General features: G+C 43.4%; 19 protein-coding genes. 13 read left to right on the forward strand and 6 right to left on the reverse strand.

Annotated features, from left to right (window positions below):
- Positions 1–155: 155 nt before the first annotated feature.
- From JMJ16_RS41610 to JMJ16_RS41635, 6 genes are all read right to left on the reverse strand, one after another.
- Entirely contained in the window at positions 156–2,729 is a 2,574-nt protein-coding gene (locus JMJ16_RS41610) for a DEAD/DEAH box helicase family protein (protein WP_201391147.1), read from the reverse strand.
- Between the two features lie 49 nt (positions 2,730–2,778).
- Positions 2,779–4,737, reverse strand: a complete 1,959-nt coding sequence (locus JMJ16_RS41615) for a DNA methyltransferase (RefSeq protein ID WP_201391149.1) — start codon at positions 4,735–4,737, stop codon at positions 2,779–2,781.
- A gap of 654 nt (positions 4,738–5,391) precedes the next feature.
- The gene (locus JMJ16_RS41620; protein ID WP_201391151.1) at positions 5,392–7,191 is read right to left on the reverse strand and encodes a hypothetical protein; all 1,800 of its coding nucleotides are present in this window, start codon (positions 7,189–7,191) and stop codon (positions 5,392–5,394) included.
- The gene (locus JMJ16_RS41625; RefSeq protein WP_201391153.1) at positions 7,172–9,706 is read right to left on the reverse strand and encodes an ATP-binding protein; all 2,535 of its coding nucleotides are present in this window, start codon (positions 9,704–9,706) and stop codon (positions 7,172–7,174) included. The genes JMJ16_RS41620 and JMJ16_RS41625 overlap by 20 nt, the downstream gene beginning before the upstream one ends.
- A gap of 7 nt (positions 9,707–9,713) precedes the next feature.
- Complete coding sequence (locus JMJ16_RS41630) at positions 9,714–11,060, reverse strand: DNA methyltransferase (protein ID WP_201391155.1); 1,347 nt, start codon at positions 11,058–11,060, stop codon at positions 9,714–9,716.
- 398 nt (positions 11,061–11,458) lie between these two features.
- Positions 11,459–12,274 (reverse strand): helix-turn-helix domain-containing protein, encoded by an 816-nt coding sequence (locus JMJ16_RS41635; RefSeq protein WP_201391157.1) that lies wholly within the window; start codon positions 12,272–12,274, stop codon positions 11,459–11,461.
- A 366-nt stretch (positions 12,275–12,640) separates the two neighbouring features.
- On the opposite strand from JMJ16_RS41635, the gene JMJ16_RS41640 reads away from it, so the two are divergent.
- The 13 genes from JMJ16_RS41640 (at position 12,641) to JMJ16_RS41700 (ending at position 17,116) form a co-directional block, all read left to right on the forward strand.
- A complete protein-coding gene (locus JMJ16_RS41640; protein WP_201391159.1) occupies positions 12,641–12,841 on the forward strand; it encodes a hypothetical protein in 201 nt (66 codons plus the stop codon).
- A gap of 41 nt (positions 12,842–12,882) precedes the next feature.
- Positions 12,883–13,032 carry a hypothetical protein gene (locus JMJ16_RS41645; protein WP_201391161.1) on the forward strand — a complete coding sequence of 50 codons (150 nt, stop codon included), beginning with the start codon at positions 12,883–12,885 and terminating at the stop codon, positions 13,030–13,032.
- A 46-nt stretch (positions 13,033–13,078) separates the two neighbouring features.
- Positions 13,079–13,288 carry a hypothetical protein gene (locus JMJ16_RS41650; RefSeq protein WP_201391163.1) on the forward strand — a complete coding sequence of 70 codons (210 nt, stop codon included), beginning with the start codon at positions 13,079–13,081 and terminating at the stop codon, positions 13,286–13,288.
- Positions 13,289–13,527: 239 nt separating this feature from the next.
- Complete coding sequence (locus tag JMJ16_RS41655) at positions 13,528–13,851, forward strand: hypothetical protein (protein ID WP_201391165.1); 324 nt, start codon at positions 13,528–13,530, stop codon at positions 13,849–13,851.
- 23 nt (positions 13,852–13,874) lie between these two features.
- Positions 13,875–14,783, forward strand: a complete 909-nt coding sequence (locus tag JMJ16_RS41660; protein WP_201391167.1) for a hypothetical protein — start codon at positions 13,875–13,877, stop codon at positions 14,781–14,783.
- A 64-nt stretch (positions 14,784–14,847) separates the two neighbouring features.
- Complete coding sequence (locus JMJ16_RS41665) at positions 14,848–15,117, forward strand: hypothetical protein (protein ID WP_201391169.1); 270 nt, start codon at positions 14,848–14,850, stop codon at positions 15,115–15,117.
- Positions 15,117–15,455, forward strand: coding sequence for a hypothetical protein (locus tag JMJ16_RS41670; RefSeq protein ID WP_201391171.1), 339 nt, complete (start codon positions 15,117–15,119; stop codon positions 15,453–15,455). The genes JMJ16_RS41665 and JMJ16_RS41670 overlap by 1 nt, the downstream gene beginning before the upstream one ends.
- The gene (locus tag JMJ16_RS41675) at positions 15,455–15,769 is read left to right on the forward strand and encodes a hypothetical protein (protein WP_201391173.1); all 315 of its coding nucleotides are present in this window, start codon (positions 15,455–15,457) and stop codon (positions 15,767–15,769) included. Before JMJ16_RS41670 ends, JMJ16_RS41675 begins: the two co-directional genes overlap by 1 nt.
- 14 nt (positions 15,770–15,783) lie before the next feature.
- Complete coding sequence (locus JMJ16_RS41680; protein ID WP_201391175.1) at positions 15,784–16,077, forward strand: hypothetical protein; 294 nt, start codon at positions 15,784–15,786, stop codon at positions 16,075–16,077.
- 34 nt (positions 16,078–16,111) lie between these two features.
- On the forward strand, positions 16,112–16,297 hold the full coding sequence (locus JMJ16_RS41685) for a hypothetical protein (RefSeq protein WP_201391177.1): 186 nt from the start codon (positions 16,112–16,114) through the stop codon (positions 16,295–16,297).
- Positions 16,298–16,325: 28 nt separating this feature from the next.
- Complete coding sequence (locus tag JMJ16_RS41690; protein ID WP_201391179.1) at positions 16,326–16,571, forward strand: hypothetical protein; 246 nt, start codon at positions 16,326–16,328, stop codon at positions 16,569–16,571.
- On the forward strand, positions 16,565–16,843 hold the full coding sequence (locus tag JMJ16_RS41695; protein WP_201391181.1) for a hypothetical protein: 279 nt from the start codon (positions 16,565–16,567) through the stop codon (positions 16,841–16,843). The genes JMJ16_RS41690 and JMJ16_RS41695 overlap by 7 nt, the downstream gene beginning before the upstream one ends.
- A 42-nt stretch (positions 16,844–16,885) precedes the next feature.
- A complete protein-coding gene (locus JMJ16_RS41700) occupies positions 16,886–17,116 on the forward strand; it encodes a hypothetical protein (RefSeq protein ID WP_201391183.1) in 231 nt (76 codons plus the stop codon).
- Positions 17,117–17,203 lie beyond the last annotated feature (87 nt).

Consider the following 17,203-nt stretch of genomic DNA (forward strand, 5'->3'; position numbering starts at 1 on the left):
TATACAGCTATGAAAAAACCAGAAGGAGCTTAGATACATGCAGTATCTAAAGGCAGGTGATGTTGTGTCCGGTTCTGAGCTTCTTTGACGTTTCTGATGAGAGGTTTTGACACCTGAACCTGACACCTTATTTTATTTGAGACTATCCAGATCCTCTAACTGACAAAGGTGAGCAAATCAGAAAATTCAACCGGTTGAAGCATATCATACCCTTTCTGAGGAACTTTCACATAATGCCATTGTTGACCGGTCAATTGGGTTGCGTTCTCACACCATAGGTTAGCTGCTCGATCCTTATACTGAACCTCAAGGGATTCCTGTCCTTTGGTTTCAACCAGCCACATTTCATCCTGATCAGTTTTCACAACAAAATCCGGATAATAATAGCGCAAATTGGCATTATTATCTGTGTATTCTATTGAAAAACCAAATTGTTGTGGTAGTTTGGAAAATGCCTGTACATCCTTGGCGTTTTCCAGGAATTTAGCAAATTCGTATTCAAAGTCATTATCACAGGGAACAAGATTGAGTACGCATTTTCTAGCGTCAAGTACTGAACGAGAGAAGGCAAATGGTTCTATTGCTGATAACAGGCGATCCTGCCCCTCAATACTTGGCTCCAACTGCTCGATCAGTTTCTCTTTGAGTGCACGGCCAAAGACATCAAGGACTACGTATCCAGCAACACGATGGTTCATGGCTTTGATAATCGTTGAATCATTAAGTGCTACTATTTCTCCAAAGGCTCGCTTCTCAAAAAACTCCCAGACTTTAGGAGCCAGTGAACTGAACTGACCTGGCAATTTCAGATTAACAGCAATGAGCTTTGCATAGTAACTGACGATTTCATCTGGTCGTTGGACATCTTTGATAGCATATTCACGCTCAAAGAGTTTTTCCATTGTTAAAATATCAAAAGCCTGATACTGAAATTTTCTGATATCGGCATCTGTCGGTTTTCTGGGGAGTGGATCAGGACTAAACCGAAACCTTGTAATGTCCAATGAACCTATTTCTTCAGCTAGAGTCTTTTTACGAGTAAGCATTGGTGAGAGTCTGGGTAACGAGAGATCAAAGGCTGCTTTGTCAGGCAGTTTCGGTGCAATGGTAATAATCTTGAGTTTATCTTTACCAGGCTCAAAGGTATCAAGTTTTATGTCCTCTAGCTTTTCCAGATCGTCCACAAATGCGAGAAAAGCTTTGTTGCCAATAATATCTACGCGTTCAGAATAGCTTTTTCCTCGAAACATTAAGCGTAGTCCGCGGCCAATTGCCTGTTCTGGCAGAATATTGGCAGCAGCAGTATAGGGGCGAAGGCCAACAACTACCGTGACATTTTGGACATCCCATCCTTCGCGAAGCATGAGAACACTAACAATTGCATTCGTTGGATTATCAGGATAATCTACTTCACGAGCCAGTTTTCGGGCAGCATTAAGGTCTTTCTTCGTAATTTCACCTGATTTGTCAGTATGGATGACTAAGACTTTTTTATCGCCACCAAACTCAGATGGATAGCGTTTTCTCAACCAGTCCCCAACGTCTTCAGCTTCTTCTGTGGTATTCATCATAATAAAGAGTAGCGGCTTTTTGTTGAGTGGTGAAAGCTGCTCTTTATACTCTCGCCAGCGCTCCACTCCTGCTGTTAGATATCCCTCATAGCGGACACTGGCAACCGGACTTTTGGCTTCCTCAAGTTCTGTAATACCCTTCACCGGTCGTTTGACAATACCATCAATGATTGCTTGTCTGATAGGATAATCAGAAATAACCCAGGGGAATAAGCCGCCTTTAGCAAAGCGGGGAGTGGCAGAGAAGTCTAGTTGCGAAGCTATGGGCAAACTGGTATGCAGCCTTCTGATCACGTTATTCCATTCATTTTCCTCATCATGCGTATGATGTGCTTCGTCGTTGCACACTAGTAACTGGCCGTCGCGCTTGGCAAGCATCTCAGTAAAACTTATAAGTTCACTACTAATATCGTCTTTGGGTTTTGGTCCAAGCATTTCTGTCATAATATCAGGCTCACTATTGCCATTTTTCTTGCGCTCTGTCTTGTCATACAGTTGCTGAATATTGGTGAGAAAGAGTATACCATCAGCTAGCGCACGTTCCCTTTCTCCGCGCATGATACAATCAAACTCCCAGAAAATCTTGAATTCACGTGGTATAAGCGGATCGCTATTGAAAATGCGGCTATCTTCAAAATCACTTTTGAGCCTTTCAAAAACAATCACATTGGGAGCAAGAATTAAAAACGTTTTGGCGTAGTCACTAGCATCTTCTCGAACAGCATTAAAATATTGCCAGACAATAGCAAGTGACATTACCTTTGTTTTTCCGCTGCCAGTTGCCATCTTTGTGGCATAACGAGCAAACTCATCGAAGCCTGGCAGTTGCAAGCCATTGTTGGTGGTAGCATACTGTTCTAATAAATCTTTACGATTTCGTACCTTTGCCACTTCATATACATAGATAAGTGTTTCAATGGCTTCCCGTTGTGCCTCATGATAGGTGAAAAGCTGCCCGGTTGGGAGTTTATGATCGGTAAAAAACCAGAAGTTCAAAAGTGTCCGAGTCGTCTCAGTTGCACCTTTATATCCACTCTCCCGCCAATCAGCGACAAGCCTTCGTAATGCAGGCACACAAGGAGCAGTTTTGAGAAATGGCGTTTGATCAAAGAGACTAGGTTGCGTGTCAATCTTTGTTACCTTGCGAGCACGAGCCATAATAGTCACCTCCTATGACTGACTTCATTGAGAGCCGTAGAGAGAATTGCTATCCCTGCACTTCTATGGTTACAGCCTTGGTTGTATCATTGCCTAAAATATCAATGGTTTTGATGACAATCGTGTACGTACCAGGCTGATCATATGTATGAGTGGTTTTTAACAGAATCTTTGGCTCTTGCTTTGAACGATAGCTTTGCCATTGGTTATGGAATGTGTCCTCCCGGTAGTCCCAATCAATAGCCCAGTAGTCGATCCACTGGCTCCAATGAGAAATGGCTTTTTTAACATCTTCTGGCACATCATCAGGAGGCATAAAGAAGTTTTTTAGCTCAACTCCGACAGTCTTTCTATATTGGTTTATATCCACAGCAAGAGCAGCTAACTCATAAAAATAGATGTCGCCTTGTTCAACTGCTTTCTTTTCTAGCACTTCACGAGGAATCTTTTTAAAGGAGAGCCTGATATTTGCATCTGCTGCCATTTGCTTGGCCGTTTCATTAAGATCAAAGGCGAAATCCCATCCGAGGATATCGATCCCATTACTGTGCTCGCCAGCATCTTTTCCCCTGACTTTCCAGAATTCATTGACAATTGCTTTGACTTCACCAAGGGCAATAGGTGCATCTACTGAGCCAACATGAACCAGCCTGCCGCTCTTCACTCCATGAATCCAAGTGTATCCATCAATGGGGGTTGCATGGTAGAGTTGGAGAATAAAGGCATAATAGCGTAATTGTGCATTTATCCGCTGAGTTGGATCGTCAAACTCACTAACCTGCCAAGCCTGCCGCTCATATTTACCTAAATTCTGCACGACAAACGGTTTTATATTCTCAATACTAAGCAACCGTTTGCGAGTAGTATGGATAGCAAAACGGCCTAAGTCACATGTGATCCATCGACGTTCTAGTTTCTCAGCAACCGCCGCTGTAGTACCACTTCCACAGAAACAATCGAGGACGAGATCACCTTCGTTAGAGGAGGCTTTGATGATACGCTCAAGGAGTGCTTCGGGTTTTTGAGTTGGATAGCCTACACGCTCAGCTCCAACAGGATTAATTCGGTCAATATCATCCCACACATCCAAGAGGGATTTACCCTTTAGTTCCTCTCGATATCTCTTGTATTGCGGCATTGTGCCATTGGGAGGCCAATAAATGCGTCCCTCGGCATCAAGCTTATCGAGTGTGTCTACACCAAATTTCCAGTGCATTCCTTTCTTTCCTGGATCGATGCCACGCCAAGGCATGCCAGATGGCCCTTTACGGGTTCCAGAAGCGCAAAGATCGGCACGCCAATAAAGTCTGCCGTCACCATCATCGAACCGATAATATTTGTCGAGATATGCTGGATCGTAGTCCGTGCGTACATCATTCCAAGTCCAATTGGCCGATCTTCCATAAAAAAGAAGTACATCGTGTACTGGACCGTATCGTTGTGCGCTGTTGTGTGAACTTGTCCGCTTCCAAATGATTTCGCTCTGATAGTTATCTGCACCAAAGACATCATCCAGTACTGTTTTTGCATAATGAACAACTGTTGGATCCAAGTGCACATAGATACTACCATCGTTAGCTAGCAGATCATGTAGGATTACTACCGTCTCGTAGAACCATTGAAGATAGCTATCAAGCCCTTTTCCCCAAGTATCCCTATATGCCTTTGTTTCAATAGCGCTTGGTGTTTTAGTAAAACTTTCATTACTATCCGGAATCGCAGTTGTAAATGAAAAATCAGCCCCAGTGGCAAAAGGAGGATCAATATAGACAAGATTTACTTTCCCAGCAAATTCTGACAAAAGGCTGGGAAGTACATATTTCTTATCACCCCAAATCAACCGATTACGCCATTCCGTAGGTCGTCCAGATGAAAATAAATCCAGCGTCAGTTGACGCTGCTGTGCTGACTCATTCACAGTCTCCACCGTCTGAAACGGCAAGGCAATTCGTACTGGCCCAACCCTTTTGCTATCTTTGTACTTGCCATCCCATATTAACTCGGTCAAGGTGCTTGTCTCCTTACTATCAATGAATCAATAAAAAAATGTTGCTTATACGGCAGATCAAAAGCTTAATCGATAGAGGAATTAAAATGAGGTTGTGAAGATATGCGCTACTTTTGCTACCTCAAAAGTGAAGCATAATAGATATTTCATGAATAGTTCTGCTTTGATACAGTTTATATCACTTTGTGAGAATAATGCAAGAGATATGAGACAAAAAAACAGTTTTCTGTTGCCAAAAGACGGAGGGAAACGCTATGCTTAATTGGTTGGAATTTCTTTCTTCACGTTCGAATAGCTCCTTCAGCCCTTATTCTTGAGAAGTGTAGTACTTTATTATAGCTCTTGATGGCTAGTCGGGATGTGAGAGGAGTTATATCGTGATGAATTTCAAGGTGGTAGTATGAAGCTATAGTATGTTCCCGATTGTATTTCCGCTCTCTAACCTCTTTTGCATGTAATTGAAGCGGTTTTGACACCTGAACTTGACACCTTATTGGTTTTCAGCTTATTGCTTTTCTATGGATGTTAGAGTTTAAAGCTTTGAAATATGTGGCGCGGAATCGACGGGATGCTACTTATTTACAATAACACTGCGTAACAGGCTGCTACTTTATAGCACATAAGCATTATTTTATGATTATAACGCACATTCCCTTAATTTTCCACTCCGAAATCGTGTTCAAACGCATTACGAGCTAAAAATGCTGCAAATTTTGCTAGAAGAGCTGTTGAATGTGATTGGCAAAGACGACCAGAGCGTTTTAAGTTATAGCGAATACTCCAGTCATCTAAGTTAATCTCACCCGTAAACAAATTCTCTTTTGTACCTGGTAAAGATACCAAAGGAACAGAAAGGATTCTTGCTTTTGCAAATCCAAGTACGTGCTCTGCCTCTGCTGGGGGAAGTTTACTACAATACCCATATATTTGTTGATACTGCTCAAATAGCTCTTTCGCTTCTATGACCAATTTTTTATAACGATCTTGCCAAGTAGGTATGACATATTTAGGGCAATCAGCTTTAACATTTAAATATGCATATCCATCATCTTGGTAGGCACATAGGTCGATGATTAAGAGTTTCACCGAATGTCTTTTTTGAAAGCTTACATATTTTTCATGTCCATTTTCAGTAAAGTAAGGAAGCTCAAAAAAGGCATCTTGATCTAACGGCTTGCCGTCGATATTTCGTCTTCCTATTGTCTCAGAATCAATGATCTCCGCGAGTATGATTTCTGTGACTGTTTGCTTGCGTTTACCTTTCGGGCGTATCATTAAATCGCAAGGCTGTGCTAATAGAATAAATTTTTTTGTTTCGTTTGGTAATATCACATCAAATATGTCACCCAGCTCAACAGGCATGTGTAAATAATTGATATAAGTTTCATCTTCATAGATTTCAAGGCGCTGGACCTCCCATGAACGATGTTTAGGCGCTTCTGTCGAGTGCGTAGATACTGTGCTGATAGGCCTGATATCAGCTGCAATCTCATGCAATTCATCTTTTGACCTAGCTAGTTCTCTAGCTATAGATCGCTGGTAAAGTCCAAATAATCTAAATAATGTATCTGGTTCCCAAACTCCTTCAAGTAAAGACGTTTGAAAAATAATATGTTCAAAATCATAAATATCAATAAGATTGACCTTACTTTTCGCCTCGTCGTGAGCCTGCCCAATTATACCAGCAACAACTTCTTTTAGCTCCTTACATTTGGGGCTGAGGGCGGTTAATTTGATTAATCGAACGAACTCTAATGGGTCTTTATGGAGTTGTTGTTTTGAGATAAAAATAAATTTATCCCGATTGCCTTCTTGATTTTTTATATATTCATTTAGTTGTTCGTGTTCCTGCTCTGGGGCAAAAGTATGGCTCAGTAGACCACACATGATAATATCACGCTCTTCTGAAGTAAGGATATCCTCAATTAGTCTAATACCTTCGTGAGAAGATCCGCCTTCTTTACTAAAATCTTGATCGAAAAGAAACAATGTTTTAGTTCTTTTGGCTTCGCGCAAAATTTGAGGTTTACGCTTTCTCCATTGAGCAAGAGACAACTCTTTAAAATCAAAGGAATTTAATAATGCATGTAATGTTTCAGCATATCCATGATCGGTGTTACTATTCACCTTTGTAAGTAATTGTACAAATACCCTTTTTTTATCATCATCTGAAAAATTTTCCCATAATGCTTCAATATCTTTTTCCCTTACAATATCTGGGTCAATAAATATAATAGGATTAAGCTCAGGTATTGTTTGCAGTTCTTCTATCGTTGTCTGCTCATAAAGAGTTTTAAACTTTGCAAAAGAGGGCTGTTGGTCATATTGATCATCTACACAGACAACACGTCCAATATTTAGACTCTTAAACAGCTTTTTAACTGATTCTTGAGCTTTTTGCATTATACTCTTACTGACACTAGCTGTTGTTCCGTTAGTGTTTGTTGTTACCACTTAGGCCTCCTGTAAAGTCTATTTCAAACACGTGTAACCTGTCGTATTTATTCCGTGATGCAGCAAGAGAAATCCCACAATTTTCTGAAGCCAAAAGTTGCTGTACAATAAATAGACCTAGACCTCGTCCTCTTCCTTGGCCTTTAGTAGTCACGAAAGGTTCAAATAATGATTTCTCAATGCTAATATCTATACCGCGACCATTGTCAGATATCCTAACAAATGGCTTTGAGAGCTCAACAGAGATAACTCCACGTGCCATTCGCTTTAATCTTAAATCTTCCCTTAACCAATATTCACTATTTAAAAACAAATTGTCTATTATTTGATTGAGCTTACCTTTGTTTATAAATATAGCAAATGCCTCTTGTTTTGGGTTTTTGATTTGCATTTCTATATTAAAAGACGCAAATCTCACTTTATAAAAATCTTCAAGTTCTAAAAAGTATTCGTATAATGCTACATGTTCTCTATTTTCTCTTACATATCGAAGAGAAGGCTGGAGATGAGATAGCTGTTTTCGAAGCGATGAAACTGCTGTATTAATGTAGCGTGTGAAGCCAACTAGCTGGATTTCCTTATTTCCTCGGCTTGCAAGGTAATCCATAATTTGTCGGTTACGATATGCTAGCTGATCTATAATATTGGTGATTTCATGAGAGAGAGACTCTGCTGTTAAGCCTAAACCAACCGTTTCATAAGTTTGGCTAAGTTGTTCCCCTAGTAAAGCAATCTGACTCTTAAGGAGAACTACTTGATTATTGAGACTTTCAACATTTTTTTGCAGCTCAGGAAGGTTCTGTAAGCTGATTTCAACTTGATTAAATTCTTTTTTTGCGCTTTCTACCTTTTGTGTCATACTCTGTGTTACCATTTTTATTGGCTGGGTATCAATACCCTTATTTGGAGTAATTGTTTCAGTAAACTTTAAAATCGTTGCTGTATCATTTGCAACTTCTTCTAATGCATCTTTAGATTTTCTTAAAGACTCTCCATAAGAAACCGTTGATGCGAGATTAGCAGTTATTTCTTTATAAATTTCTTCAGTTTCAACCTTCTTATTATTTTGAGCTCCAGATTTTTCTTTTTCTTTAAATCTATTGTATTCTCTCCTAATATATGTTTGTGCGTCTATAGTAAATCGGCTAACTTCTCGAATAAGAAGGATAAAATTTTCATAATAAGGATTAGCTTGAAACCCTTCTCTATCCGTTTTTTCCTCTAAGACAGCATTATCTTTTGCAGAGAGTGCTATATATCCGGTAATATTTCCAGGCCTAAGACCATAGAATGATCTACCTGAAGTTTGTAAATTTCGTAGTTCGAGTAAGTCACTATCAATACGAATTCCAAAACCATCACGATAAACTCTTAATCCTCCAAAGTCTTTTATAAAGCTTTTAAGGACAGTATCACCACCTAAGTTAGAAGCTATTTCTGATCTATCATCTAGATAGAAGGAATCAATTTCACCATAGAAAGGGCCTGGGTTAGCAGCTTTTCCGTATAGCAGCTTGACCTTGTCAATTTCAACAAAGTTGCGCAGATATTCATATTCAACATACCAGGTTTCTTCATCAGATTTTTTGAGTTTGTATCTTTGAGATTGACTTGACTGTAGAAGAAAGTCGAGGAATTTTTTCCCTCCGTCTTCTTGAAGAAAATTTCTATATTCTAGCTTTTCCTCGCTAGGAGAGTATCTACCTGGCCTAAATAGATCCAGTTTCGCTTTACCTTTTATATGTAACTGTTTTTCATTGAAAACAAATTTATAATTAATGATGGCTGCTTTTTTAAATTGACTACTATATTCAGCAAGCTCAAGGCGCCTTCCGTTGAAGATGGCAGAAACAATGAAATCTCTAGTTTCCATGTAAGGGGAAATTAATTGAGATAGTTTTATTTGAAGATCATCTACAGGTTTTAAGCTACTTGCACTGTCTTTCCATGACTCTACATCTTTAAGACTTGTGATTAAGAGTTTCGTCCCTTGAGATCTTTGAGGTGGTATCTCTTCAAAAAACACAGGGACTTCAGTCAACGTGATATCTCTCTCGAGGAATGATTTCCATGAAAATGCTACATGATACTCAACAGGGCTTCCTACAGGTCTGGTAAAAATTTCTAGGTTGAATGCTAGACGCTGCGCACACAATCTGCCTAAACCTTTATCTCCTAGTGGGGTACGTCCGCGCTCAGTGGTCTGTCCTAATCTTTTCATCTCCCGTTTAGGTGAATTAGAAACAGTCAACCAACCTCTTATAATTGTAGCTTCATCCATCCCAATACCATCATCTTCAATACTTATGTATCCATTAGCATTGGGATAAAAAGATTGTTTCCCAGGTGAACTTTCTGTATCAACGATAACTTTTGCATAGCTGGCATCTGCATCGTAAGAATTCTTTACTAGTTCTACTAGGGCCTGAGCTACATCAGTAATTAATGTCTCTCCCAATTGCAAAACTACCGACGCATGTATATCAAAATGATGTTTCGATTCCTTTTCTTGCATATTTTAACTACTCATCACCCTTTTTCATAACTAAAACAACTTCTGAACGCATTGTAGAAGATGATTTATTTCGTAAAGCCATACGCTTAGTTGGTATAGCTCTTTGTAGTCTGGTTACTAAAACGGCACCTCGTGCATTCAAAAGTTCTATCAGAATTTGGTCAATTGGAATTGGATGATTACCTACACGTCGATTCCCTACAGTCCAAATCATGTATGCTTTAGGTTTTAAAGATGTTAATATTGGATCAATGCAGTTGTTAAGGTCACGATAAAAAGCCGCAACGCGCACGCTTCTATCTTTGGGTTCATCCTTAAGTTCAGCCATGATTTGCCTAAAACTTTTTGATTGTCCTTGGACATCACTCGCTGCTTCTAAAGCTTTATCTTTAGCTCCTCCTAGACTCCTACTATCAATCTCTTTAGTAGTTTTAAGCCATTCTGCTCCAACAGTGTCATCAATATCCTTTAAATCTATCCACTGTAAGGGGAGATAGGAATGCTGTCCATAAGGAACTGTAGTTCCATTATCTCCGTAAGGAGGTGAGGTAACCAATAAGTCGTAGGAGTTCACATTGTATGCAGGTTTAGCTGTATCACAGTGCTTAATTTCAACGTATCCCCTATATTGGTCGTCTACGATAAGCCCTTTATCTTTAAGGGTTTTCTTTTGTTTGGCTAAACTAGTCAAATTGCGTTTCGTGATGGTTTCAAAGATATTGATAGGAGAAATAGTGGCATCTCTTTTTTTGATGTCATCTTCACTCCTTATATGCAGCTTGAAGGTTGATGTCCGGGAATTACTAGTTAACCGAACTGTTTCAGCTAGAGCTACCCAACAAAATCTACGGCACCACAACTCTGCTTCATTTAAGATAGCTTTCCTTATATGAGAGAGCTCTATGGCAATTTTGGGTTGGAACCATTTATCTCTTCCAGGAAAATCTATATCTATTTTCGTGTTATGATCATTTCTTGCAGCATTGATAATTATTCCTAACTTTTTTTGTAATATTTGATCATAAAATGGCCCCATTTTTGCACGACAGATCAATATCGCCAGAGGATTAATATCTTGGCCAGTAAAATTTAGCCCTTGCATCATCGCTTCTGCCATTGTGGTTCCTGAACCAACAAATGGATCGAAAATATGGTTTGTTCCTGGGGCGACTTTCCTCACAGCGGCTATTAATTGCCCTTGCATTTTGGGAACCATCATAGCAGGATACTGAAAATAAACGTGTGTATGTTCTCTCTCTGCTCTATCCCGAAATGACCAAAAATCGGTATTTTCGTTAGAGTATGAATTTAACAATTGTTTTAATTCTTCAGATGAAGTTTGGTCTTTAATCACAGCACCTATCTCCTGATCGCAATAATTTGTTGCTTCAATGCAGAGAAAAAGGTCTTAACGGCACCATGTGATGGAGTGAATATAAGGTTATTTTAACATTTCGTGAGCTTTTTTACTATCCCTCTTTCTGTATGTTTTGTTTCTTCTGTTGAAAAGGGATACAATTTCATAGTGATCAGATAAAATAAGTGTTAGGGAATGGTACTTAGTCTGTGATAGTGCAACAATTCTTCGAAGAGAGTCGTTGGATGCATTACTCTGGCCTTTTTTTAGATAAAACTAATTTCTTACTATTCTACTTGTTTTCTATCTCCACTTGACCTTTCCTTTTTCCTGGACCCTATTCGCCTTTGTAGACTCAAAAAAAGATCCTGGTAGCTGCACACTACCAGGATCTTTTATTTGCTTTCTTGCACTTTTGATATCCTCCCTTTTTCATGTGGTATTGGTGGATCATCTACTTGGTCGAGGGTATCTAAAAAGTGCTGCACCTGTCTGTTGGCTTTTTTTAGGTCAGTTAACAAGTAAGCATTTTGTTTCCCCTCTAGTTTCTCGAAGCCAAGGAATCTCACCAACCTCTCGCCTTCGTCGCTGGCAGCTATGGCATACCATTTTTTGATGTCATATTGTCTGTCTAATGAATATGCCCAACGAATGGTATTGCGAATGATGAATATTCCTCTGTCAGCGTCCTTCTGTTTGTTTCCTGTGTGAGTGATGGAGATGCTAGGAATATAAACGGATAGATCGGGATCGTTCCACTTTCTAATTGCCCATTGTGGAATTTCTCTCTCTCGTATTCGTCCATCAATGAGAGAGAAGATTGTACTTTCTGACATTGGGATCATTGTTATCCCTCCAGCTCTCTCGTCTCCATCTCTGGCAGTCATGAAGATGTCGTAGTTGGCTTCTCTCCATTCGAGAAGAGTCTCATATTCTACTACATCTTCTTCATCGTAGATTCTACGACTGTTTTGATATCCTGCCCATAAATCGTTATTTGTTGATGGTCCGAATGTAAGCTTGGTCTTCATTGATTTCTTCATTAGCCTGTGATGGGCATCTATAGCCTCTTTAGGGAATTTTCTTCCTCTTTTTCGTCCTGCGGCAAGTTCACTAGGAATGATACCTTCATCAACTTCTCTATAGAATGTTGATCGCGACTTGTCGAGTAGCTTCATAACCTCATCAGCGGTGTAGTATTGCTCGCTCAATTGCTCCCTCCATATGGGATTTAAAATTTATTTTATTCCATACTAAGAACAATGATATTATAACAGATTTGCACCTGACTTGTCTCATGAGAATTGAGACTTAAAATTAAGGGAAATAGTATTGACAAACTTAATACATGCAGATTATAATTGACACATCGAGAATAAATACTTAAGGATTAGAGTAGTGATAAGTAAAGGAGGTGCAAAGCGCAAACAAAAAACCGACTGATGCTGGAACATCAATCGGTTTCTTAACAAGCTTTTTCGATTTTTTTTACTGTTACTGTTGTGTTTTATCGTCGGTGCCTGTCATCCTCTAGTATCTCATAGAGCAAGGGCACCGTCAAGGAGGATTGTGTCTCTATGGCTCTTACCTTCGCTAACGCGGTGCTTGTTTTCGCCGTTTTCGCTGTTTTGTTCTACATCATGTTTTCGCTAGCCTCCAAGGTGGTGAAATCAACGCCTGTTGCGGTCGTTCTTGGGATTGTGTTCTTGATCGTTGTTGGTGCTCTGGCGCGTGTCCCGCAGGCGACTGCGCTCGTCGCGTTCTTCACACATCGCTAGAGTGAGGGGCATGATGAAGCAGAGGGAAAGGAGGCCCTTAGATGTCTACTGCCGCGACCACCTCTGTCAGACGAAAGGTCACGATTTTACAGAAGGTCTTGTTTCGGGCTGGTTCACGTGCCGTCGTTCTGACTGTCGTCAAGTCGCCTACTGCCCTGGCTGTCTCGGTCGCACTCTTACCAGTTCTGTAGTGTGTTGGTGCTCGTTGCATATCCCTGTTGTCCAGTGAGGTGTGCTGTGGTCTACCTGCTGCATTTCGAACGGCGATACTGGCACGCTGGCCACTATCTTGGCTGGACGCAGGACTTACCAGGGCGTATGCGTGCTCACCGAGCTGGTGATGGCGCTCGCCTGATGGAAGTGATCAACGAGCATGGTATCCGCTGGGTCGTCTCTCGGGTCTGGTGGGATGGTGATCGCACGCTAGAGCGGGCACTCAAGGCCTAGCACAATGGGCCGTTGCACTGTCCGGTCTGTCGAGGTGAATGCACTTTTGAGGAGTGTCATCCCTTTCTTGATTGGCTTCTGGCACAGCAACGTTACACGGCTGTTGACCAGGTGCCGCAACAGTTCGCTTTCTGGTAAAAGTCGTATGCTTGTCAAGTTGTCGAGTTGTTTAACGTCTTCCTGGCGGGCCTGCCTCTGGTGGGTGGGCTAGCCAGGACATAAAAAGGAGAAACACAGTTATGGGAATGTTCTTAGAAGGAACTGTCAAATCTGCAAACGCTTTCCAGGTTGGCCAGACAGGGGAAAAGTTCCTGTTCACGATGAACGTCGTTGACGAGCTGGGCAACACCTTTAGTTGCCAGATGTGGGACGACGATCCCCAACAGCCTCAACTGATTCAACAGCCTCCCGCTCGTCGTCAGCGCGTGCAAATGGCCGTGGTTGGCTACAGCGTGCGCATGCGCAAGAGCAAGGATGGGAAGGAAGTCCCCCAGGCCAATTTCATCGTCTCGGATGTTCGTCTTGCGGCTGCGCCTGATCTGGCTGGCGCTGGCGGTCGCTAGTGTGTCTGTAAGGAGGTGTGCCTATGTCTCTGCGTTTTGTGGTTCGCACCTTTCTGAGCCTGCAACGCTTCGAAATCTTCCTGGCGGTGATGCTGCCGTTCTTCCTGATTTTTGAATCGTCGCTGGCCAATGGCTCGGTCTATGCCGGTGGCCATCTCAACTTTCTCTCGCTTGTGGGCTTGATTGCCTTCGGTCGGGGCCTCTTCTTTGAGGTCCTGACGTACGCAAGCGCAAAACTGACGAAAGTGCTGATAGCTCGCGGCCACTATGCTGGTGCGGCTTTGCCTGGCCTGATTGCAGTCTGGTGCATCATTGTCAGCGCTGGCAATAACCTCGGCTGGGTCCTCTCAGGTGGTGACTTTGATAGCATTTTTGCCTCAATGGGCCACCTGATGCCGTCTGCCTTCCTCTTCTCCTACAAGATGGGCCTGGGTCTGCTACTCCCGCTCTCGGTGGGTATCCTGGCACTGGTCGATGTCTCGCACCTGATTGAAGAGGCCATGGAACGTTCAGCTCTGGACGAGCAAGCAACCGAGGTCATCGCTTCTGAGATGAACCGCAAGCATATGACCCAGGCCTTAAAAACGGCAACGAAGGAAACAGCCGCCGATTATCAAGCCATTGCAAAGGCGCATGTGCAGCAGTATGTCAAGCGGGCACAGAGTGGTGACCTAAGCTTCTCAACCCATAGGGAACCCAAACAGGTGAAAGCAAAAATCACGCCTGTCCAGCCTGCACAGATTGGCCCTACCCAACAGCGTGGGCAATTGCCGCCACCACAACAGCCTATACCTGGTCAAGGCTATCCTGCTCAGCAGTACACGCAGCCGATGCCAGGGCAAGGCTTCGGACAGCCACAGGGTCAGCCCTTCCCTGGTCAATTCCCGCCAAACCTGCAACCGCAGGGACAGCAAGGCTACTACCGCCAGTAGTGCATACTCTTTCTTCCCGTATGCTCCTGGTGAGCATGCGGGAAGAAGAAAGGGGGTCTTCATCATGTTTGATATGGATGCGGCAATTCAGGCAGTGCAACAGGCTGTTGCTCGCCTTGAGGGTGAACGTTCACAAGCGGCCTGTGTTCATCTTGCGTTTGTTCTCTGCTATCGGGTGACGATTCTCGAACCATTCCAGGCTGATAGTGGATGTATTCAACTTGAGTGGCCTGGTCTTCCAGGGGCATCTGTCTACTTTCGTCTTGATGTACTTGCTGATGATCTGCTTGCATCTGCTCGTACATTCCTCGACCAGGTCAGTGAGGTGAAGTGATGGGACATATGCTCTTGCAGGCGATGGCAAATGGCAGTGAGATTGCATCCTGGGTCTATCGTCGAGCACCTTACCTGACGGAGCTTGTCGAAGGTGATCTGTGCGCCGTGGCCAAAGCTATCAATGCTCTGGAAGCTGATCAGTATGATCTTCACGCCTTTTTCTATGGCCTACAGGCCATATCGCGCCTGGAAGGGATCGCCCATGTTGCGGGGCTAGAAAACACGATACATTCCCTGTGGAATATGGCTTTACAGTTGCAGGGAGTGATGAGTCCATTTCTCGCGTCGGCTTCCTCAGTGGTCTCTGATGAGACAGTTGAAAGCGAGGTGTACTAGTGGGCAAGGGTGCTATTCGCCGTCAACAAACATCACAGGTGGCGCTACGCCCACTGGCTGAGTGTCTGCGTGAACTGGCTCATTGGCGGGTCGTGTTGGCTCCAACTGATTGTGTACGATGGCTTATCGGAGACTGTGAATACATCACACCTCGCCAAGCGTCTGAGCTGGTCTATCGCGCTGCGATTGAAAGCAACGCGGCTTATGTCGAGTACTACGAAACCAGTCGTGATTCTGATCTGGCGGCGATGGTGGCCGCCATTGGTCCCGATAACCGGGCCTGGTCACTCTTTTATGTGTATGTCGCTGCTTAGGAAGGAGGTCAAGGATGGCACAAGCCTATGGGTTATGGCCTGGGGTCGTGGCGATTGCTGCCGATGCCAATCTGTTTTGCATCCCCTGTGCGATGCGCTTCTATGGTGAAGAGGTGATCCAGGCCGTGATTGCTGGTGAACCTGGTTGGCAGTCGTACACCGATCATGAGGGCAACCCGTTTACTCCTGTTTTGCGGGGAGCTGAGGACCTGCATTATCAGTACTGTGGTGGAGGCGGGTGCACAACTCACCTCTGCGACGAGGATTGTCGATGCTATCGCGCTTCTAGTGGCATGGTGTTTCTATAGGCCTACACATATGTAGGGGAAAGTGAGAAAACGTATGCATTTTACACCTGATGAGGCAAGCCGCGAACTGATGCCGCTGGGCGTGATCGTCGTCCAGGCTGAGGATGGTTTGTATGATGTCGTCGATACCAATGATGATGCCCATAGTTCCTATGGCCTGACGGCTGACGAGCTGAACGAGCTGGTTATGGTGATTCTTGCCGCTGCCTATGCGTGGTAGCTCGCGACCAGAAAGGAGTGTCTGAGTGATGCAAGTTCAAGGTGTCGAGCAGGTGACGCGCTGTATTGGCTGTCAGAAGTTATTCGATGATGCCTTTGTCCAGCCTTGCCAGTGTTGCGGGTGGTATGCCTGTCCTGGGTGTTGCGCGACGGTCCCGACCATGATTGCGATTGGTGCGCAGATGATTTCTGTCAGGGTTCACATTTGTATCAGTTGTATCGGCCCCCAGGTCTTCGCCTGGCTGCGCGAAACCGGGGGTGAAACGGAATGCTAGAGGTTTGCACACATAACACCTGTATCGGCTGTGGTGGTTGTCATGAGCCTGACTGTCTTGTCTCTCAGCCCTATTGCCTCCCGAAACGTTGGAATGTTGCGCTGAGGTGTGCGGAGATCGCCGGGTTCACAGTCGGCTTTTGTGATGGCCTGGTGGTGATAAGCCAGGGAGATCAGCAGACCTGGTATCCCTTGACTGAGGACGGCTTGCATCTCGTCGAGGCCTGGCTCTTCGTCTTTCAAGATCAACGTTTGCTTGCTAAGTATGCTTAGTTGTTCATCCTGTCAACCGTATGGCAGAGGAACGAGCCGAACATGTACACGCAAGAACAATTTGAGGCTGCACTTGTCATCATTGAGCAGCAAATGAACAATGCGCGATTCTATCCCACGCCTAGCGCGTTTGCGAGTACTTCGCTCATCACGCTTGTGCGAGAACTTGCAACCGGGCTGTTTTTTGATGGGCCTCTGACTGCGGGCCAATTGCAACGCATTGATGCTGTTGTAGAGAACTATCAACAGATTATAGCTGGCTCATTTCGCTGAGCTCTTGAGGGTGCGCCTTCGCTGGCGCATCCTCGCCCATTTGGCCTCTGAGGGCGCAAAAGGAGACATAACCTTTGACTTATGTTT

It is taken from the genome of Ktedonobacter sp. SOSP1-52 (assembly GCF_016587395.1).